Below are 20,126 nucleotides of genomic sequence, written 5' to 3'. Positions count from 1 at the left end.
AATTCAGCCGCAAACGTTGGGTGCAGTTTTCGGCGACGAGTCATGCCCGTTTGGCGGCGAACCGTGCGAGGCTGGGCCGAGGTTGCTGGTACCCCACGGCGTCAGCGCATAAAGAGGGCGCCGGCTCGTCCCCACGAGCCGGCGCCGTATCCCTTTCCCCCGCGCTAGGGCCTGATGTACGGATCCTCTCCTCAAAGAATCGGTACGCCGCTAACGCGTGATTACATATAACCGCCTCTTTCTTCCCGGGCGCTGTGCTTGGCCTAGCAAATCGCTGGGAGCGCCGCGGCGTTCCTGCAAGGAGCGCTCGCGAGGTCAGCGTTTGTGCTGGTAGTGATGCATTTTGCCGAGCTAGAGTCTGGGAATCGTGGCTGAGGTCACGGTACGATTGCCGTGGTTCCTCACGAAACCTTTACACATGGCCTGGCGCCCCGAGGAGGATGCACGTGAATCAGCCCGTAAAACTTGACTGGCCCACTCCCACCACCGACGTCGACACCTCGAAAATGCGGGCGGCACTCGAGCGGCTTGCCGTCGCAGTTGCCTCCTCGAATGGCCTCGCTGAACCGATCGACCCCGAAGAATCCGGGGCCGATGTTCCCCCCGCCCTCAAAGATCTCGCCGATGAAATGGCGGGGGCACGCGTGGGGGAGGAGTTTGAGCTGAACCTTCTGGCCGAGGACCGCACGGATCTTGGCCCCTTCACGTTGCTGGGCGAGCCGACGTCGTACTATCCCCTCTTCGAGACCGTCGACGATGCCGTGATTCTCACGCTCAATGATGAGGGCATCCCGGGCGGCGTGTGGTGGATCGACGAGGAACTCGACATGCATCTGCTAGCGACGAGCCTCGATGAATACGTGGATACCGTTGCGCGCGCGATCGCTGCTCTCAGCCCCGAGGCAAGCGAACCGGCGGAGGATGTGTGGCGTGCGGTTGCGGCATCGAAGCGCTCGACGTTCACCGTTCTCGAATCGGTTGAGGATCTGTCCTCACACGTTGAATTCGCCCCCGATGGCCTCAGCGCGCGCCTCGTCGCGGATCAAGCGTGATCAGGTGAGGATTACCCGAACTTTTTCGCTCCCTTACAGTCTCGGGGCGCTTGCTTGATACCTCGATACTCACGCTGCGCGCCCCGGGATACGGCCGAAGGTGTGGGCGTCATTCAGGTCGTGGTGAGCGCAGGGGGATGTAGCCCGCGATGATGACGGCCGCGAGCAGGGTGAGCGCCGCCCCGATCACCGTGAGCGGGGAGAGGTGCACGCTCGGGTCGAGCGCATCGAGCATGACTGACCCGATGATTTGGCCCGCAATCGCCGCGCCGCTCAGGACGAGCACGCCCGTGTACCGCACGAGGGCGGCGGAGGCGGCAATGTAGGTGAGGCCGATCAGGCCACCGAGGTAGAGAACCGGATTGGTGGGAAACGCCCCACCCAGCGGGGTGAGCGCGAGGCTGACCGCCGCAGCTATGCCGAGCGCGAGTGAGCCGAGCGTGAAGTTTCCGAGCGCCGAAACGAGAAAACTTCCCGTGTTCGCCGTGACGATGCCGTTGGCTCCCGTTTGAAGGCCGACGCCTATTCCCGCGACGAACGGCAGGATCAGGTTGAGCCACGGCACGGCGTTCGTGAGCCCGGAGGCAAGCGCCAAGGCGACACTGGCGACCATGAGGGCTGAGCCGACAAGGCGCGAGGTGCTCAAGCGCCGCGGCTCACCGGGCCCGAAACCGACGCGGTCGAGAGCGGCCCCAGCGAGAGTTTGCCCCGCGACAACGCTCACGATGAACAGGGCGACCCCGAGCACCCCTACCGTGAGGGACTGCGTGAAAACAAGGAAGGCGCCGCCAAGGCCGCCGATCGCGTACCGCCAATCGAAGCGACCCGTCGCGATGTCGCGCGCGTAGTCCCGCGCCGCACGTCGCTCAGCGGGCAGAGACAGCACGATTACGCAAAGTCCAAGGCAGCCAATGCCGAAGCTCACGAAGGCCGCGAGATAGGGGCTCTCGAGCTGCCCCGCAAGATCGGCATTAATGCGGGACTGGAGAGCGGCGAGAACGCCCCCTGCCATGATGATGGCGATCGCCCACCACGGCGCGCGAGGTGTTGCGGCTCCCCCGTGGTGCTCATCTGCCACTTCTCTTTGCGTACTCATGCGCACCATTGTCTCGCGATTGTCTCGCGCAGAAACTCCCCGCAAAATAGGGCGCCCGGGTGGCGGGCAAGCGTCGGACCCCTACGATGGGGTTATGGAACTTGATCCCGGTTATTCGAACGTGCGCGTTGGCGTCAAGGCGATTATCGTGCGCGGAACCAGCGTGCTGTTCAACGAAAACATCGATGTTGACGGCAACCGCGTGTTCGTCCTGCCCGGCGGCGGGCAAGAACACGGCGAAAGCCAAGTGGAGGCGCTGAGGCGCGAATGCGAGGAGGAGGTCGGCGCGGCCGTGCGTGTGTACGACCTCGCGTGCACGTTCGATCTCATCAGCGCGAAGGTGGGCCGCCACCGCGACTCAGGGCAAGTGTTCCACCAGCAGAATCTTCTGTTCTGGTGCGACCTCGAACCGGGTAGCGAGCCGCGCATCGGGGAGGGCCACGACCCGCACCAGGTGGGCGTCAAGTGGATCGAGATCAACGACCTCCACACGGTCGACGTTCGACCGCGCGAGGTTGGCGAGTGGTTGCAGTCGGATCCGAGTATCCGCCCGCGCACGCTCGGCACGATCCGCGAGCAGTCACTTTAGAGGCTCGGGTCCGACGGTTGCCTGCGCTCCGTGGTGCAACAATGAAAAAAGGGTATTCCCGTAGAAGTATTTTTCTCGAACGATGATGAGGAGCAATCGTGGCTATTTCGCGAGATTTCGCCTACGGCATTCCCAAGGCTGAGCTTCACCTTCACCTCGAAGGCACTCTTGAGCCTGATCTCAAGCTCAAGCTTGCGAAGAAAAATGGGATCGATATTGGCCAGGAGAGCGTTGAGGAGGTCGAGGCCTCCTATCAATTCGATTCGTTGTCGTCGTTCCTCGCCGTGTACTACCCAGCGATGAACGTGCTTCAGGACGAGGACGATTTCTACGCGCTGGGCTCCGCGTATTTTGCGAGGGCGAAAGAGAATGGTGTTGTGCGTGCCGAATGTTTCTTTGACCCGCAGGCGCATACCACCAGGGGGGTTGAACTCGGGGCCGTGATCCGCGGCTACTATCGCGCCGTCGAGGAGGCCCGTGAGAATGGCCTGAGCGCGGATCTCATCCTGTGCTTCCTTCGCGACATGTCGGCGGATTCGGCACTTGAGACCCTTCGTGCGGCGCTTCCGTACAAGGATATGTTCGTGGGCGTGGGGCTCGATTCGGATGAGCGCGACAATCCACCGCAGAAGTTTGCCGAGGCGTTTGACCTCGCACGTGAGAACGGCCTTCGCGTGACAATGCACTGCGATATCGACCAGGTCGGTTCGATCGACAACATCCGTACCGCGCTCACGAAGCTTGGTGCCGAGCGTCTCGATCACGGCACGAGCATCATTGAGGACCCCGAGCTCGTGAAGCTTGTGGTGGAGAAGGGGATTGGCCTGACGAGCTGCCCCATGTCGAACTCCTTCGTGACGGAAGAGATGAAGGGCAAGGAAATTGTCGAGCTGCTTGGCCGCGGGGTGAAGGTTTCGATCAACTCCGACGACCCGGCGTACTTCGGCGGCTACATCGCGGATAACTTCCTTACGCTTGCGGAAAAGGAAAGCCTCACGAAGGAACAGGTTGCACAGCTCGCGCGGAACTCGATCGAGATTTCGTGGGCCGAGGAGTCAGAGCGGTTGGCGATGCTTGATTCGCTCGAGGAGTTCCTCGCCGCACACTGAGTGCAAGAAGCTGCACACCTCCGGAGCCTCACATTCGAGGAAGTCACCGGGCGCCGTTGCGTTCCAGGTGCGAAGAATGCTCTCGATTCGATTAGATAGTGCATCCACACTCGAGCCATGAAGACGATTTCAGTGGCCGAATGGTGCTGTTGCAAAGTTGGGCGGAGAGCAGCGAAGACTCAGTTTCTCATTCCCTGATGGCCGCTGCGTGTGGGCGTTGTTAGGCCGTCTCGAAGACCCGGTTGACGATCACCGCGTCCGGGTTCGGTTGCCCGTAGGCAAACATCGCGCCTTGCCCTTTCCGCAATGAGCGCATCGCCTCCATCCCTTTCAACGTTCGATATGCAGATGTCCGGTTCTTAAACGCGCCTTTCGGCCCGAGGATCCGCTTCAGCCGACCGTGGTCGCCTTCCAGGATGTTGTTGAGGTATTTCACCTGCCGGTGTTCCACTGTTGGCGGGCAGATTCCCACTGACTTCAACTCGGCGACTGCCCTGGCTAGGGAGGGTGCTTTATCGGTGTTGATCACTCTGGGATACCCGGCTGACGCATTGGATCTGAGGGCCTTGGCCAGGAAACGCTTCGCGGCGGCCACATTCCGCTTCGGAGAGAGGAAAAAGTCCAGGGTCTGGCCACCGGCGGTGATCGCCCGATAGAGGTAGCATCACCTGCCGCCGACCCGGATATAGGTCTCATCCACCCGCCAGGAACTGGACTGCCAGTCAGGTACCTGTCGGTACCACCGTGCTTGCTAGTCCAGCTCAGGAGCGTATTTCTGGGCCCAGCGGTAAATCGTGGTGTGATCGACCGGCACGGCCCGCTCGGTCATCATTTCCTCCAGATCGCGGTAGCTCACCCCGTAGCGGCAGTACCACCGCACTGCCCACAGAATGATGTTACGGGGGAAATGACGACCGGAGAAGATACCCATGGCTGGGATTTTTTCACGTCGCTTTTCCTACTGCCCCAACTTTGCAACAGCACCCTTCGGCATAATTGTTTGCATGGGACGGATTTTCGACAACATCGATCACCAGCTAGGACCTCACCTGCAAAAAACCCTGCGAGAGAGCGATCGAATGGATGTAGCCGTGGGCTACTTCAACCTGCGCGGTTGGTCTGTTTTCAACGGGATCGTGGAGCAAATGGCGCAGTCGAAGACTCTTCCAGTTGCGCGAATCTTGATCGGCATGGTGACGGGCGGACCGCAGGAGGAGGCGCTGGAGTCCCTTCAGTCAATGGTCGACGGGAAAGATCGACTAGACGCGGATCGAGCGGCCTCTCAAGCGCGCAGGGCAGCATTGCTCGAGCAGCTACGTGTACAGCTGATGCGGGGTCTTCCTACTTCGACTGATCGCGTAACCTTGCAGTCTCTTCGATCCTTGCTGGCGCAAGGTGCGATCCAGGTCAAGGTATTCACCCGCAGGCCTCTTCACGGCAAGGCCTATATCTTTCATCGGCAGTCCGTAAACACGTCCATTGGCGGTTTCGTTGGCTCATCGAACTTGACGTGGCCCGGGCTCATGTCGAATCTCGAGCTGAACGTGGACGTTTTCGACCATACGAGCGCCCATGATTTAGCTAAGTGGTTCGAGGATCGATGGAATGATCCGTTCTCCCGTGAGGTGAGCGAGGATCTTCTTGCGTTGCTCGATGAATCATGGGCAACTCCGAATCCCCGACCACCGTATGACGTTTTTATGAAGGTTTGCTACGAGCTTTCACGAGACGTGCGTGAAGGCTTGGGGGAGTATTCCATTCCTCCAGAGATTTCGAACAAGCTCCTGGATTATCAGACGACGGCTGTGCGAACGTTGGCTCGAAGAGTTGTCACGCGCGGCGGAACAATGCTCGGCGATGTTGTGGGCTTAGGTAAGACTTTAACGGCAATCGCGGTTGCGCTGATGCTGCGTGATGAGCACGGATATATGCCGCTTGTGGTGTGCCCGAAGAACCTCGTTCGGATGTGGGAAGAGCACTTCGAAGCCTACGGTCTTCATGGCGCGGTCGTTCCCTACTCGATGGCGCACAAGATACTCCCTGACCTACGCCGCTATCTGTTTGTCATCGTGGATGAGTCCCACACACTGCGCAATAACCAACGCCGCGACTACACCGCTTTGTCTGACTACATTCGTCGCAATGAGTCGAAGGTTCTTGCTTTGACGGCAACGCCATACAACATCGAGTTCTCCGATGTAGCGAACCAGTTGGCACTGTGGATTGACGAGGATGACGATCTTTCGATTGCTCCCACGAACGCTATTGCCGCAGACAGCAAGCTTGTGGATCAAGTCGATGGGAAGGTCACCACGCTTGCTGCATTCCGTAAGTCAGAAGATCCTGACGACTGGAAACGCCTGATGAGCGAAAACCTCGTTCGCCGCACCAGATCCTTCATCCGCCAAAACTACTCGCGGAAAGACGACAGCGGACGAGAATACGTGGAGTTCCCCAATGGTGAATCGTTCACGTTCCCTACGCGTAAGGCGATCCCGCTGCGGCACGACTTTGGCGAAGACGACCCGGCCACGATTTTGGCTGACGATGACACTCTCGCCGTAATCGAGAACCTAAGTCTGCCTCGCTACAACCTCAGCTCGTACCTCAACCACCGTGCTCGAAAAGACCCACTCTTCAAAGACTGGGCAGAAGGCGTTGATCGCGGCCGCGGACACGTTGCTGGCTTCGTAAAAACCATGCTCTATAAGCGGCTCTCTTCTGGCGGGCACGCATTCCTGCTGTCCCTCACCCGCCATCTCGCCCGCAACGAACTGTTTGTGTACGCGCTCGAGAACGATCTTGACGTGCCGGCTGGCACCATCAATGACCTTGACATGCTTAGCGACGAAGACACCCTCGAAAGCGGTCTCGACCTAACGGCAGCCGACGCAGCTACTCGATACCAGGTACTCAAAGCTAACGCTCCACGTGACATTACGTGGGTGCCCGCCTCTCATTTCAATGCCCAGTTCGCGACAGATCTGCGGGCAGACACGGAGGCCCTACGTGCACTACTGACAAAGGTAGGCGTATGGGATCCGAACAGGGACTCGAAACTTGCCGCCCTCATTGAATTAGTGAGCGTGAAACACCCGAATGAGAAAGTCTTGGTGTTCACGGAATACAAGGACACCGCCGACTATCTCGGAGCCCAGCTGGCCCAGGCAGGAGTAGGCGCTGTGGCAGCTGTGACCGGGGCGACCGATGACCCGACACGAATGGCAGAAAGATTCTCACCCCGATCCAACGCACTGCCCGGTGCCGATCCCGTCGTTGCGCCCGAGGACGAAACCCGCATCCTTATCGCCACCGACGTTCTCTCGGAGGGCCAGAACCTGCAAGACGCCCATATTGTTGTCAACTATGACCTGCCCTGGGCGATCATCCGACTCATTCAACGCGCTGGCCGCGTCGACCGCATCGGGCAAATCTCGCCCGAAGTTCTGATCTACTCCATATTCCACGAGAGCATCGAAAACGTCATCTCCCTACGTCAACGAATCGCTCAACGACTCTCGCGTAACGCAGCCGTCTTCGGTTCAGACGAAAACTTTTTCGGCTCTGAAAACGAAACCCGAATGCTCAACGACCTCTACAACGGATCGCTCGATGATGAAGAGAGCACGGAAGACGTGGATGCATCATCGCTGGCATATGAGTACTGGCATGCTCTCGAGCAGCGCGACCCGGCAGAAGCGCAGCGAATCGCAGCGCTACCGGATCTCATTGATGCCACACGACGCAAGCGAATCAGTGACAGTAGTGAAGGCCTGACGTGCTTCGTGCGCACCGCCAGCGGCATCGACGGGTTCGGATTCATTGACCCCAGCGGAACTACTAAAGTTCTCACTGGACACGAGACACTCGCCCTGTTCGAAGCCTCACCTGAAGAGCCAGGCCTCGACCCACGAGAAGATCACGAACACCTCGTTACAACCCTCGTGCGAAAAGACCTCTCCACCCCGGCCGCCATCGCTGGACGACTACGTGGAGTCCGTAAGACTGTATGGAACCGGCTCGGAGCAACACTGAACTTCTCCACCTTCGACCGCGACACCCAGGCGGCACTCGAATCCCTTTATCAACACCCACTAACCCGCGAGGCAGAGCGCCGCCTACGCCAAGCAATCCGCCAAGGCGTCGACGACAACTCCCTCGCCGCCCGAGTCGTTTCACTACACCGCGACAACGAACTTGTATTTGAATCCGGAACCGCCTCTGATGCCATCCGCATCGTCTCCACCATGGGAATCACGCAATGACGCACACACTTCTTAACCTTGTAGATCGCAACGATTTTCGCCGCCTCTTCATCGAACACCTCGGGTGGGAAAACCCCACACTGCCACCCGTAACACTCTCAATAGAGGACAACACCTACACCCTCACGCAAGTTGCCGGGTTTAGTGGCTTGCGCGTCTGGTACTGCAATGAGCTTCCCCCGCGCCGTATCCAGCGCCTTATCGACCAAGAACTCTCACGAGAAAGCCACGAACGCCTCGTCATCTTCGGAAACGACACCCACCAAGAGTGGCGGTGGCCCCGCCGCGCCGAAACAGGCGGCACACACGCAAAACTCATCGCCCACACGCATGCCATTGGCCAGCCCGACTCCCACCTCGAGAGCCAACTTGAGGTCATTCGGATTGGCTTCGATGAAGACCCCACACTGCCAGAAATTCTCACGCGCATGCGCGAAGCGTTCGACTACGAGGCGGCCGAATCAGCCGTTGCCGCTGCGAAGCTCATGGCGGAACTGTATGTGCACCTTGATTCGACCGGCTTCGACGAACACCACGCTTCCATGTTTCTCGTGCGCACTCTCTTTTGCCTCTACGCCGACGACTCTGACCTCTGGCAGCGCGACCTCTTCACCAGGTATATCGAGGAACGCACCAACGAAGACGGCAGTGATCTTGGCGAAAAACTCGCAGACCTCTACCAAGCACTCAATCAGCCTAGGGAGGAGCGGCCAAGCCAGGATGACGAACTCATCCAAGCATTCCCATACGTCAATGGCAGCGTCTTCGGTGAAGCAACCGAAACTCCCGCCTTTACGGAGCAGTCGCGAAAGCTACTCCTCAAAGCCACCTATTTCAACTGGGCCGAAATCTCTCCTGCTATTTTCGGGTCGCTCTTCCAGGCGGTCAAAGATAAACGTGCGCGCCGCGAATTTGGCGCCCACTACACAACAGAAGAGAACATCCTCAAAGCAATTCGCCCACTGTTTCTCGATGACCTCGAAGAGTCTTTCGCCAAGGCGTACGACAGCAAGAAAGCGCTGGAAGCGTTGCTCAAGAAACTAGGTGACCTCAACATCCTCGAAACTTTCATAGCACGAGGGATACAAACGCGCGCGAACTGCGATTTAGCTGCCTGACTGGTTCAACTAGCGAGGAGGCTATTCACGTGCTGTTGTCATTGCCCTCTCATGGGGACGGCTTCGATCTTGCCCGCCAGAATAGCGAGCCAGACAAAACACAAAACGGAAAAGGCTCTCCAGGGGTAACCGCCCATGACAATCGCTCGAGAAATCTTGCGCTTTAAGGGCAGCCACCTAATCTCTGAGCGGTTATATTCTTGTAAACACAAGTACGGCAAACCGTTTTCATCACAAGGGAAGCCCTATCATGGCGAGTGCGCTCACAGGACCAATCGCGGCCTTCAACGAGAGCCTTACATCCATTTTCTTCCAATTCATCGAGGAAAGTGTCTGGAATGTGGGCTCCTGGTCGGGGCCGCTCATTGACGGATTTGTGGCCCCAAAGATCACCCCATGACAAGTCAATGCCACCTTCGGGGATCCCGAAGCAACCGGTTGCGGGAGCCTGTGGACGCGGACGCCGTCTTGGAGTGCGAGGACCTCCACGGCGACCTGCGCACCGCCCCCGGCCGCCGAGATCTCGCAGTATGACGTCGAGATGATGGAGGACACCGCCATCCGCGGTCACTAGACACCATGAACTACGAGTTCCACGATTTCGAGACGCTCGTCGAGATTCCGGGCGAGTGGCAGGTCCGCCTCATCCTCTCCGATGACCTCGATGCGGCTTACGTTCCCCTGTCACCGGAGATGACGGCGCGCATCGCTGAGGCTCTCGAAGAGGCACCGGAGTGGTTGGCGGTAGCACGGGAGCGGATCCGGGAGGAATTTCCGGACGGTGAGGTACCTGAGCTGACCAGCGTGTGCGTGCTGTCCGAACCCCTGGAACGCTGGCGCTTCGGGGTGTCCTTCTGGCTGGCGGAGGATCGTGAGCACGGTCGGGGCCTGCAGTTCGCCGCCACCGAGACCGAGGGTTACACCGTCGTGGAGTACGGGGGCGCCGAGGTGGCCTTCTACTGATCCCCGCACACCGCTTCGTGCTCGACTTGCCCGGGGTGTTCGAGCTGGATCGTCGAGTGCTCGATGCGCAGTTCCCGCGGCGCCTGCTGCGCCGCCCCGAGAATTCCGCACTCCTCTGCCGGCACACGCTCCTGATCGACGACGGGGTAGGTGTCAGCATCCTCAAGAAAAACCATGGGGGCCAGAATCCCACAAAAATCCCACAAGAGATATGACAGCCACGACAATGGTGGCCCTCATGGCACTAACGACGTGGACCTGACCAGCGCAAACACAAAACCCCAGCAGGCAGCCAGCCGACCCAGCGCAACCGGACGCCACCGACAACGCTGACGGCACCGATAACGCAAGCACCCCATCGGACGCTGGTGGAACCGATAACGCAGGCACCGCATCGGAGGCTGGGGGAGCGTTGGCCCGCACGGGGGCTGAGGTTGTGCCAGCCGCGTTGGCGGCCGTGACTGTTGTGGCGGGTATGGCGTTGTTGATGGTGATGCGCCGCCGACGTGCCTAAGGCGTCTTGAGGTGAGCCTCGTCGTTCCCTTTCTTGCGAGGGGAGGCGCTCGTGGATGTGGTTTTCATTTTCGCGAGGAAGCCGCGCAGCGTGATGAGTACGCCGTAGATGACGGAATACAGAACCAGGCGGTAGAGGAACGTGAGGAAGTCGTTGATGTCGCGGAGCTCGTTGCCCTCTGCATCCACGATGATGTTGTCGGGGGTGACGGCTGTTTCGCCTTGGGTGGGGTGCTCGATGATGACGCTAGCGGAGAGGTATTCGCCCTCGTTGAGGAACAGTGCCTCAAACGGCGCGTTGTAGATCGGGTTGCCAGGGACGTCCGCGATCGCGCTGACGATGGCCCCGACTATGAACAGGAGGGTACCGAACACGGTCCACCCCTTGCTTGGGAGGAGCAGTATGAGGAAGATCCCGAGGAGAATCCCTGATGCGACCCACGGCACTTCCGACATCACTACGACCAGGAGCATGAACAGTTGCATCCCTAGGGAGAACAGCCCGAAGATCAGGAGTAATCCGAGGACGACGAAGATAATTCGGATCTGAGGCGGGACCTTCTTGAGAAGCCTGCGAGCCATCGGAGTTTTCGAAGTATTCGGTGCTTCTGGTGAGGTTGTCACAGCGACGTCCTTTATCTTCGGTGCAGTTCCACCGCTTTCGCTGGTGGAACTGCAGGAACCTGACGCTAAGGTTAAGGAAGTATCTTTTGAAATCACGTTAGCCGCCCATGGTGAACTGGTCAGCGACCGTCGGTGAACGGCAGGTAAACCCGGGAATTGGTGGCGGATTGCGCAACTTGACGGCCGGGTTTATACGCCTTTGTAGCGCCGAAGCGGTGAGCCGCAGTCTGAGAAGTAGACTCCCAAGAATGGTTGCCACTCCCGTGAAGGAATTTGAGGACACTCTGTGGAAGGCTGCGGACAAGCTGCGCGGCTCCATGGATGATTCCCAGTACAAGGACATCGTCTTGGGCCTTGTCTTCCTCAAGTATGTGACTGATGCTTTTGATGACGCCCGCCGCCTAGAGCTTGAAGCCGAAATGCAGGCGGAGGGCGCCTCTGCTGAGGGCAAGCGGGGAGGGGAGTTCTACACTCCTCGTTCTTTGGTGCGCACCCTCGCGGAGATTCTGGAACCGACCGAGGGGCGCGTGTACGAAACTTTCATTGGTTCAGGAGCATTCATTTTGCCCGCTGTCGAACGTCTACTTAAATCGACAGCGCCCCATAGTGCCTCGTGCGATGAACTGCGTGACTCCGTGTTCGGAATAGATTTGCAGACGGATCACGTGGTCATAGACGATGATTGGGAAGGTTTAACCATTGTTTCAGAAGAGCGAAGCGGTCAGCAGCTGGGCAAACATGCGGCCAATCCGGGACGTGACTTGCAGAACGCACCGGCCATGGCCTTGAATGTGTAGTATCTCTACAAAGATGGTCAATTTGTGCCCTTGGCACAATACATTAATAGCAGTGATGCACAAGCGGAACTACTCGGCTCACGGAAGTGGCAGGCCGAGTTAGCACAAGAAATTCCAGCAGCATCGAAACTTTATCATTATGTGTGCGATCACCTCGGTACCCCACAACTGTTGATGAACCTAGGTCAGGAAGTAGTGTGGGAGTCCAAAGCTAAGGCATGGGGGTGAAACCCGTGTCATGAGCCGGTCTGCCGCTGACGAGCAGGTGAAGAATAATCATCGTTTTCCAAGTCAGCACTAAATAGAAAAGTTAGATTTTTTATGACAACTATTGACGAACAAATGATTCAGCTTATTACTAATTCAGATAATAAGCCGGCTTTAGATGCATTTATAAAGAAAAATGGTATTGATGCAGTAGGTAGAGATGGCAGAACTCTTTTGTCATCAGCTGTTGCTAAAAATAATCTTAGCCTGGTGTCATATTTAATTGAGCAGAACTATGAGCTGTCTGCCGCCGACAATCAAGGTATGACCGCTTTGCACATAGCGGCTATTCATGATTACTGCGATATGGCTGAGTTGCTACTTGATAACGGTGCTGAGATTGATCCAGTGGATGCTTGGGGTAATACACCGCTTTGGCGTGCAGCGATGAACTCTCCAGATGAGAATAGTTCAACGGCAAAACTTTTGCTTGCAAGAGGTGCGGATAAAAGCAAGAAAAATGATTCAGGTGTTGCGCCAATTGACTTATTGCATAATTGAAATACAGAGTCTAAGCCCCCTATTTATAGGAATACCTTTATTGGATGATATGGGTTTTAAGTAGCTTTAAGCCATTGTCAAATGGCGTGCCCGGTCAGCGCACCAAGCATGTGGCGGTCGAGTCCCACGCTTCAACGAAGGCATCAAAGCGATCTCCCGTTGGGCCGCCTTCGCCCGGGAGCACCTCTGCGCTGCCACACTGGGTCATCATAATGATCGCGTTGGTGACAGTGGGGAAGCTGATGCGTTCTGGGGTCATATGGTCACGGTAGATGGGACACCGGAAAAGGCCCCATTGGTGCAGAGATGCAGGGATAAGGAGAGGGGCGAACCTACCATGAACAGCGGGCAGATTACAGCTTCTTTACAGGCCCACTGAGAGTGGGCGACTTTGATCATGGGCATTGTGTCCGTGGTTGGCTCAATTCTGAATTGGAACTCGATGTGTGACCCCACCGGCAAGACGGATTTCCACTCCTGCAGCGTCTTCGTTCGTCGTCAAGAAGTCTTTGAAGGATTCTGTGCGGCACCGATCACGTCGTTAGTTATTCATCGCGCATGTGCTGCACTTCATTAGGTTTAATGTCCCTTATGGCCTTGATTAGGTCCTGTTAAATCAGAGAGTCGAATAAATTATTGTTTAACCTCTTGAAACTCAATTTTTAAACCTTCATTTTCTACCTGTTGTTTAAACAACTCTGTAAATGCTACGATATGTTGTCTGGATGTGTTTCTAACGCAATAAACAGTATTGCGAATTTCCTTCATAAATACTGGCGTTTCTACAAAAGGCTCATCTTCATCCCCTAGCCACTCATCATACTCTGATTTCTCTTCGTTTAAAATGCTTTGAATGTTGGTTATTTTCCCAATATAACAATTGATGATCTCATCACCTATCATTAGCTCTGCTTCAGAAAACTGCATCTCGTCTTCGAGTAGAAGACTCATTTTTTCATAAAAATCAGCAGAAAAAACCAACAGACTATCTATGCTGTCATATTTATCAGTAAGTTTAATATTCTTGGTACTGAAACCTTCCTGTCCTCTAAATTTAGGTTTCGTAGTTAGTTCGCCTTCGTCATATAAGAAATAAGATTGTATCTCCGTTCTATCGCTATTCATCAGCTCTATGTAAGCATCTGAGTTAAGCAGTTTACTGTAAATAGAATATAACTTCATTCTTGACTCCTTGTTCATTCGAATAGGGGATGCGCAACTGTGCTTGCCAGTATTACATCCTTTTCTAATGTTCGCGGATCCACGCGCGCACCCAGCCAGTACAGCTCCCACTCGGTGATCGTGAAGACGATGGCTGCGTGACGTTGGGCGCGGAATGCGGCCAACCACTCGACGCTGTCCCCGGCGGCGGGATTTTCGAGGAGGAAGCTGGTCAGCCGGTACGTCAGGCGGGCGTGGACTGTCACCAGATCGGAGTAGTGCATGGCTGCGGATCCTGTCTTTGCGTCAAGTACCTACACGCTCTGTTCATTGCTAATAGCAAGCCGCAACCGGCACTACCTTTTGGCGCTCGCCCCACCTTTTAGCGCCTCACTCTCAGCCTTGCCTGTCGGGGTTCACATCGCCGGACTCCACCTCCCGATCGCACCAGATCGCGGATCCACACCGTCCGAGCAGACCACTCAATGACCAGCGCCACGGCACGTATTCCCTATCGGCGAGCTAGTTTCGCACCATCTGCGTCATCCGAGTACCACAAGCCCCTGTATCCAACTTGATACGGTCTACGACCCTGCCTGTGGGTGCGGCAACTTCCTCATCATCGCCTACCGCGAACTCCGAGCGCTGGAATTACGCATCCATCAGCGCCTACAGGAACTTTACCCCGAGCGCCGACAACTCTCCCTCGATGCAGCGAGCCTCGTCCATGTGAAACTTAGTCAGTTCCATGGCATCGAAATTGAAGAGTGGCCAGCAACCATCGCCAAGACCGCAATGTTTTTCGTGGAGCACCAAGCAAACCAGGCACTAAGTCTCGCACTTGGCTACGCATACCCGATGCTTCCACTTCAGGATTCCGCGCAGATCACCGTGGGTAAAGCCTTGCGTCTCGACTGGCGCGGGCTTGTGCACGCGGGTCCTGACACGCTCATCGTGGGCAATCCGCCGTTTATTGGGCACCAAGCGAAAGCAAAGGAGCAGCGTCAGGAACTCAAGGATGTGTGGGGCGAGCTCCACGACGGTACCTTGGACTACGTCACTGCCTGGTTCAAGAAAGCGAGCGATTTCTTCCGGCCCGTGACAGGAGGCCGCTTTGCGTTCGTGTCCACGAACTCGATCGCGCAGGGCCAGGGTGTCGCGCCGCTCTTTGGCCCTCTTTTCGACGCCGGCTGGCGCATCCGCTTCGCCCACCAGACGTTTTCGTGGACTAGCGAGGCACCCGGTGCCGCAGCCGTGCACTGCGTGATCACGGGCTATGACAAGCACGAGCGAAGCGCTCCCCAATTGTTCACCTACAACGAGGTCAAGGGCGAGCCGACGCAGGTGCCCGCGAAGGGAGTCAACGCTTACCTCATCGATGGACCTAATCTCCTCGTGCGCAAGCGAACGAAAGCCCTTAGCCCGATGCTATCGAGGGTGAGCTTTGGAACCATGCCTGCCGACGGGGGAAATCTGATCGTCGAAGCGGATGAATATTCCGAGATCGCCGCGGACCCCATCGCGGCGAGGTACTTGCGGCCCTTCCGCATGGGCCGCGAGGTCGTCCGTGGGCTTGACCGCTGGTGTCTGTGGATGGCCGACAGCAACTTTGACCCAAGCGATCTCGGACGTTCACCGGTTCTCAAGGCCCGAGTCGAAGCCTGCCGTGCTTGGCGGTCACAACAATCGACGGGCGGTGACGCGTACAAGCTTCGCGATACCCCCCACGTGTTCAGGGGAAACAAACACCGCCCGCTTGTTCCCTACGTGGGAATTCCCCGCGTTGTGTCAGAAACACGCGCTTTTTACACGGTCCAGCACCTTCCTGAAACAGTAATAGCAGGTGATCAGCTGTTTACTGCCGAGGATCCAGATGGTTTCCTCTTCGGCGTGATTTCGTCATCGATGTTCATTACGTGGCAGCGTGCGGTGGGCGGTGCACTCGAATCCCGCTTACGCTTCTCGAACACCATCGTGTGGAACAACCTTCCTCTTCCCGCCGTCGAACAGGAACTGCGCGAGAAAATCATCGAGGCTGGCAAGGGCGTGATCGCTGCGCGTGAGCTCCACCCCGAGCGCTCTCTTGCCGAGCACTACAACCCCCTCGCGATGAGCCCCGCGCTCCTCAAGGCCCACGCTGCGCTCGACCGCGTCGTCGACAAAGCCTTCGGCGCGAAGAAGCCACTCCACTCCAACGAGGAACGCCTCACGATCCTCTTCGAGCGCTACGCCGACATGACGGCATGAAGCTCATCAAGTGTGGCAACGTGTGGGTTGAGCCGACACCTGGCCCGTGCCCCGAGTGTGGGCACGGGCCACAGATGATTGGTTGGCTGGCCTGCTCATGCGATGGAGTTAAAAGTGACGATCACTGAACACGGCAGTGTTCTCAATGTTTAGCGCAGCACTACGGAGGCTGCAGATGCGAGCAATCGATTGGACTTGAGGGAGTTTTATATGGCGAATGATGATGCGCTGGGGAAGGTGATCCGATACACCGCCGAAGTTGTTTTGGAAAAGGGGGCAGACATCCCCTTCAAGAATCTGGAGCTTTCCTCGGGCGGGTTGCGAGATAGTGTGACGGGCCAACTTGTAGCTCTGGCCAAGCCCGCCTCAAGAGGGGCTCCTAAGGGATCAGCTGGCGCCGGTCCGCTACTTGCGGCGGGTGCCGTGGGCGTTGCAGCAGCAACGGTCGTTGCTATTGGAATCACCAATAGGCAGGCGATCAGGGAAAAACTTCGGGCGGCCAAGGAACACTTGTCCTCTGAGTCTGAAGATGAGCAAAATCAAAATACGGCTGAGCGAATTTACGATCCTAGGATCGACTATCAAAGTAAGTAGGCGCGGAGTTCGCGACTCTAGGAGAAGGCGTTGTGTATGCCCTGATGGGGTATAGGTGAGCCATGGTGGTCTCCTAGTTGTGCCCGCTCTTGCGGCAAGGCGGCGAGATGCCGTCAGCGCAGACAGAAAATCTTTTTGGCTTTCAGCTTGTTTGCTGGTTATCTAGCAAACTTGCAAACTTTCTAGCTTGTCTATGGTGTCTCGTTTTGTGTACTTTTTGCGACTGGGGCGCCGTGACCCCCTCAATGTGTCTCAAAACGCTAAACTTTCGCCCGTGAGACACTGAGGTTACCCTCGTTTAGTGGACACCCTATTAGTGCGGATCTTGTGTCCGTAGGAGAGGATGTTCATTGTGAGTCAACAGCGCAAGAAGTACACGCCGGAGTATCGGCGTGAAGCCGCGAACCTGGTAATAGAGTCGCGGCGTCCGATTGCTCATGTGGCTAAGAAGATTGGTGTGTCCGCCGGGCTTTTAGGCCGGTGGGTCAAACTCGAGCGTGAGCGCCGAGGAGCATCAGATGGGATGAGCGAGGCTGATCTTCGTGCTGAGAATGCTCGTCTTCGTCGGGAGCTGGCTGAAGCCAAGATGGATAACGAGTTTTTGTCAAAAGCGACAGCCTTCTTCGCTGCGAAGCAACGCGAGCAGAAAAGTTCGAATTGATGCAGCAGGAGAAGGCGAACTACAGCATCAAGCGCATGGCACGGCTTTTAAAAGTGTCTCGGTCTGGATACTACAAATGGGCCCATACGCAGCAGAAGCGACTATCGGGCGAAGATGATCGTGCAGCATTTTACGATGATGTTGACCGCAAGATTCACCGGATTTGGAAAGACTCCGATGAGGTTTATGGTGCGCCGCGGATCACCGCAGAACTTGCCGAGCGCTACCACATTGCGCTTAACCGTAAGACTGTGGCTAAACGGATGTGCATGATGGGGATTGAGGGGATTTCACCGCGGGCCTTTGTCCCGGTGACAACGATTCAAGCTAAGCGTAAGTCCACGCTTCCTGACCTGGTCAAGCGCATGTTTGATACTGGTGAGCTCAACCGGGTGTGGATGTCAGATATTACCTACTTGCGCACCGGTGAAGGCTGGTTGTACTTGTGCGCGGTCCGCGATGGCCATTCCCGCCGGGTGCTGGGCTGGGCTATGGATAGCGTTCAAGATACTTCCCTGGTCGAGCGAGCCCTGCGGATGGCGCACACGTTGCGTGGTGACGTTCCTGATGGGCTGGTGTTTCACGCTGACCGCGGAGCTCAATTCACTAGCGAGCAGCTCTGGGAGGTTTGCCGCAGCCTGAGCATTGCTCAGTCCGTGGGGCGTACTGGTGTGTGCTTCGATAACGCGATGGCTGAGTCGTTCTGGTCGACGCTTAAAACCGAGTTCTACGACCGTAAGCGCTGGACGACCCGTGATGCTGCACGCAAGGCCGTTGCCTACTGGATTGAAGTCGTCTACAACCGTCGACGCCGACATTCCGCACTCGGTATGGTCAGCCCCGTCGACTTTGAGAACCAAATTGGTCTAATCACTAGCAGAAAAGAAATAGCTGCCTAACCACTAGGTAGCTCCACTACGTGTCCACGATTTGCGGGTAACCCCAACACTTCCGTTCACGGTTCTAGAGATTGTGAGACATATGGGCGTCACCTACACCAGTTAACCCGGGTGTTGCGGCGTCAGGGACGGCCGGTACAGGAGCGAGAATTGCTTCTCCGCTATGTTGACGTCGCGCCGATTACTGACGCAGTGCTCTCGATCGCTGAGGCGTTACCGCAGAACGTTCGTTCGCTTGATGCCGTTCATCTTGCGACTGCCCTCCAGTTGGGCAGTGCGGTCACCGTAGTGAGTCACGACAGGCAAATGCTCGCTTTTGCCCAGGACTTGGGCCTCACCGTATGCGACCCTTTATCCGCGTAAAGGGTCAACGAGCTCACCCTCACTGCAATGTATACACAGGTCAGCGGCTTTAATTGTTCCCCGCGGTGGGGTGGGCGTGCGAAGATTGAGTTCGCCCGCTCGCCGCGGGATTTGGAACAGATGTGAGTGAGAGGGAAGCACGCATGAGCGTTGCGGCGCAGCCTAGCGCGCATGAGCCTCCCTATTCGGTGCGCCACGAAATCGCGCAGGGAGCCCTGCTGATTCTCCCGGCGGGTCTCGGCATGATCCCGATCGGCATCGCTTTTGGACTTCTCGTTGTGCAGTCCGGACTCCCGTGGTGGATGGCACCCGCCCTCTCGTTCTTCGCGTACGCGGGCTCGCTCGAGCTTTTGCTCATCACACTCATCACGTCGCTCACGCCGCTCGTGACGATCGCCGCGGCATCGTTCTTCGTGAACTTCCGCCACGTGTTCTACGCGTTCAACTTCCCGCTCAAGGTCGTGAAGAACCCGTTTTTGAAGTTCTACGCGATGTATTCGCTCACCGACGAAATCTTCGCGGTCACGGTCGCGAACCCGAAGGGATGGACTCAGCCGCGCGTGATCTCGGCAGGGGCCGTGCTCCAGATCTGCTGGGTGGGTGGCGGCCTCATGGGCGTGCTCCTCTCGAGCTTCATTCCCTTCCAGATCCGCGGCTTGAGTTTCGCGCTGTGCGCCCTGTTCATCACGCTCACGCTCGATGCGTGCCGCACGAAACAGGAAATCCCGTCGCTTCTCCTCGGTGCTGCCGCCTTCGGCCTCGCGCTCCTTTTGCTCCCGAGCCAGCCGATCTTCGCCGCGATGATCGGCTTCGTTGCAACCCTCGCGGCTCGCTACACGATCGCCGTGCGCCTCACGAGACCCCTGCCGGCAGAGATGGAGAGCGACGATGCAGCTTGACATCCCCTTCTGGTACCTCGCCTCGGTTCTCCTCATAGCCTTCGCCGTTACCTTCACGCTGCGCGCGCTCCCGTTCGCGATCCTCGAACCGCTGCGCAAATCCCAGTTCGTGCGCGTCATGGCCGTGTGGATGCCCGCGGGCATCCTTGTGATCCTTGCGCTCGCGACGTTCAAGAGCACCTTTGCCGAAGAGCCCGGAAGCATCATCCACCTGCTCATCGCGTCAGCTGTCACGATCGCCGTGCACCTTTTCGGTGGGCGCCGCACCCTCGTGAGCGTCGCCGCGGGAACCCTCGCCTTCGTGCTTCTCGTGAACTTCTTCTAAGCGAAAGCGTCGGGGCGGCAGGATGCTGCTGAAGCGGGAGCCCCCTCAACCCGGGTGCGTGGTTCGGTGCGTGCGAAAAGCTT

Annotated in this window: 21 protein-coding genes and 1 pseudogene; 15 read left to right on the top strand and 7 right to left on the bottom strand. The window is 57.3% G+C overall.

Annotated elements, in window-relative coordinates; genetic code table 11:
- The first annotated feature begins 446 nt into the window (after positions 1 to 446).
- Entirely contained in the window at positions 447 to 1,052 is a 606-nt protein-coding gene (locus tag FXY94_RS02425; protein WP_016663426.1) for a hypothetical protein, read from the top strand.
- 109 nt (positions 1,053 to 1,161) lie between these two features.
- Here the strand turns inward: FXY94_RS02425 and FXY94_RS02420 are convergent, their stop codons facing one another.
- Positions 1,162 to 2,148, bottom strand: a complete 987-nt coding sequence (locus FXY94_RS02420; RefSeq protein ID WP_016663425.1) for a DMT family transporter — start codon at positions 2,146 to 2,148, stop codon at positions 1,162 to 1,164.
- A gap of 94 nt (positions 2,149 to 2,242) precedes the next feature.
- Here FXY94_RS02420 and FXY94_RS02415 point away from each other — a divergent pair, with 94 nt between their 5' ends.
- Positions 2,243 to 2,737, top strand: coding sequence for an NUDIX domain-containing protein (locus FXY94_RS02415; RefSeq protein ID WP_016663424.1), 495 nt, complete (start codon positions 2,243 to 2,245; stop codon positions 2,735 to 2,737).
- Positions 2,738 to 2,835: 98 nt separating this feature from the next.
- Positions 2,836 to 3,846: an adenosine deaminase gene (gene add, locus FXY94_RS02410; RefSeq protein ID WP_016663423.1), complete on the top strand. Its 1,011-nt coding sequence runs from the start codon at positions 2,836 to 2,838 to the stop codon at positions 3,844 to 3,846.
- 220 nt (positions 3,847 to 4,066) lie between these two features.
- Here add and FXY94_RS02405 read toward each other — a convergent pair.
- A pseudogene (locus FXY94_RS02405) lies at positions 4,067 to 4,777 on the bottom strand (IS6 family transposase).
- Between FXY94_RS02405 and FXY94_RS02400 the strand changes: the two are divergent.
- The 3 genes from FXY94_RS02400 to FXY94_RS02390 all read left to right on the top strand — a co-directional run bounded on the left by FXY94_RS02400 (position 4,776) and on the right by FXY94_RS02390 (position 10,192).
- Positions 4,776 to 8,111: a helicase-related protein gene (locus FXY94_RS02400; protein WP_232049679.1), complete on the top strand. Its 3,336-nt coding sequence runs from the start codon at positions 4,776 to 4,778 to the stop codon at positions 8,109 to 8,111. The pseudogene FXY94_RS02405 and the gene FXY94_RS02400 sit on opposite strands and share 2 nt — an antisense overlap.
- Positions 8,108 to 9,229, top strand: coding sequence for a type IIL restriction-modification enzyme MmeI (locus FXY94_RS02395; protein ID WP_016663419.1), 1,122 nt, complete (start codon positions 8,108 to 8,110; stop codon positions 9,227 to 9,229). Before FXY94_RS02400 ends, FXY94_RS02395 begins: the two co-directional genes overlap by 4 nt.
- A 579-nt stretch (positions 9,230 to 9,808) precedes the next feature.
- A complete protein-coding gene (locus FXY94_RS02390; protein ID WP_016663416.1) occupies positions 9,809 to 10,192 on the top strand; it encodes a hypothetical protein in 384 nt (127 codons plus the stop codon).
- Here the strand turns inward: FXY94_RS02390 and FXY94_RS02385 are convergent.
- Together FXY94_RS02385 and FXY94_RS02380 are read right to left on the bottom strand one after the other, a co-directional pair.
- Positions 10,186 to 10,368 carry a hypothetical protein gene (locus FXY94_RS02385; protein ID WP_016663415.1) on the bottom strand — a complete coding sequence of 61 codons (183 nt, stop codon included), beginning with the start codon at positions 10,366 to 10,368 and terminating at the stop codon, positions 10,186 to 10,188. The genes FXY94_RS02390 and FXY94_RS02385 overlap by 7 nt on opposite strands.
- Positions 10,369 to 10,702: 334 nt before the next feature.
- Entirely contained in the window at positions 10,703 to 11,329 is a 627-nt protein-coding gene (locus FXY94_RS02380; RefSeq protein ID WP_016663414.1) for a hypothetical protein, read from the bottom strand.
- Positions 11,330 to 11,577: 248 nt separating this feature from the next.
- On the opposite strand from FXY94_RS02380, the gene FXY94_RS10760 reads away from it, so the two are divergent.
- From FXY94_RS10760 to FXY94_RS02365, 3 genes are all read left to right on the top strand, one after another.
- On the top strand, positions 11,578 to 12,126 hold the full coding sequence (locus tag FXY94_RS10760) for a type I restriction-modification system subunit M (protein ID WP_016663413.1): 549 nt from the start codon (positions 11,578 to 11,580) through the stop codon (positions 12,124 to 12,126).
- Between the two features lie 24 nt (positions 12,127 to 12,150).
- On the top strand, positions 12,151 to 12,354 hold the full coding sequence (locus FXY94_RS11205; protein WP_084813909.1) for an RHS domain-containing protein: 204 nt from the start codon (positions 12,151 to 12,153) through the stop codon (positions 12,352 to 12,354).
- A 93-nt stretch (positions 12,355 to 12,447) separates the two neighbouring features.
- Positions 12,448 to 12,894, top strand: a complete 447-nt coding sequence (locus tag FXY94_RS02365) for an ankyrin repeat domain-containing protein (RefSeq protein WP_084813908.1) — start codon at positions 12,448 to 12,450, stop codon at positions 12,892 to 12,894.
- A 94-nt stretch (positions 12,895 to 12,988) separates the two neighbouring features.
- Here FXY94_RS02365 and FXY94_RS10755 read toward each other — a convergent pair whose 3' ends face one another.
- The 3 genes from FXY94_RS10755 to FXY94_RS02350 all read right to left on the bottom strand — a co-directional run bounded on the left by FXY94_RS10755 (position 12,989) and on the right by FXY94_RS02350 (position 14,339).
- Entirely contained in the window at positions 12,989 to 13,153 is a 165-nt protein-coding gene (locus FXY94_RS10755) for a hypothetical protein (RefSeq protein WP_016663412.1), read from the bottom strand.
- 374 nt (positions 13,154 to 13,527) lie between these two features.
- Entirely contained in the window at positions 13,528 to 14,076 is a 549-nt protein-coding gene (locus FXY94_RS02355) for a hypothetical protein (RefSeq protein ID WP_016663411.1), read from the bottom strand.
- Between the two features lie 14 nt (positions 14,077 to 14,090).
- Positions 14,091 to 14,339: a hypothetical protein gene (locus tag FXY94_RS02350; RefSeq protein WP_016663410.1), complete on the bottom strand. Its 249-nt coding sequence runs from the start codon at positions 14,337 to 14,339 to the stop codon at positions 14,091 to 14,093.
- A 229-nt stretch (positions 14,340 to 14,568) separates the two neighbouring features.
- Here FXY94_RS02350 and FXY94_RS02345 point away from each other — a divergent pair, with 229 nt between their 5' ends.
- From FXY94_RS02345 to FXY94_RS02320, 6 genes are all read left to right on the top strand, one after another.
- Positions 14,569 to 16,302, top strand: a complete 1,734-nt coding sequence (locus FXY94_RS02345) for a DNA methyltransferase (protein ID WP_332067303.1) — start codon at positions 14,569 to 14,571, stop codon at positions 16,300 to 16,302.
- Positions 16,303 to 16,512: 210 nt separating this feature from the next.
- The gene (locus FXY94_RS02340; RefSeq protein ID WP_016663408.1) at positions 16,513 to 16,896 is read left to right on the top strand and encodes a hypothetical protein; all 384 of its coding nucleotides are present in this window, start codon (positions 16,513 to 16,515) and stop codon (positions 16,894 to 16,896) included.
- 343 nt (positions 16,897 to 17,239) lie between these two features.
- Positions 17,240 to 18,456, top strand: a protein-coding gene (locus FXY94_RS02335) for an IS3 family transposase (protein ID WP_096883315.1) whose coding sequence is annotated in 2 segments (ribosomal slippage) — positions 17,240 to 17,501 and positions 17,501 to 18,456 — 1,218 coding nt in all. Because the reading frame shifts where the segments join, the coding sequence is not laid out codon by codon here.
- 111 nt (positions 18,457 to 18,567) lie between these two features.
- Complete coding sequence (locus tag FXY94_RS11200; RefSeq protein ID WP_084813907.1) at positions 18,568 to 18,819, top strand: PIN domain-containing protein; 252 nt, start codon at positions 18,568 to 18,570, stop codon at positions 18,817 to 18,819.
- Between the two features lie 143 nt (positions 18,820 to 18,962).
- Positions 18,963 to 19,718 (top strand): AzlC family ABC transporter permease, encoded by a 756-nt coding sequence (locus tag FXY94_RS02325; protein ID WP_016663406.1) that lies wholly within the window; start codon positions 18,963 to 18,965, stop codon positions 19,716 to 19,718.
- Positions 19,708 to 20,043 carry a branched-chain amino acid transporter permease gene (locus tag FXY94_RS02320; RefSeq protein ID WP_016663405.1) on the top strand — a complete coding sequence of 112 codons (336 nt, stop codon included), beginning with the start codon at positions 19,708 to 19,710 and terminating at the stop codon, positions 20,041 to 20,043. The genes FXY94_RS02325 and FXY94_RS02320 overlap by 11 nt, the downstream gene beginning before the upstream one ends.
- Positions 20,044 to 20,126 lie beyond the last annotated feature (83 nt).

The organism is Dermabacter jinjuensis (assembly GCF_902381725.1).
Classification (GTDB): Bacteria; Actinomycetota; Actinomycetes; order Actinomycetales; family Dermabacteraceae; genus Dermabacter; species Dermabacter hominis.
The sequence above is the reverse complement of the archived record's forward strand: the minus strand, read 5'-3'. Positions and strand labels throughout refer to the sequence as shown.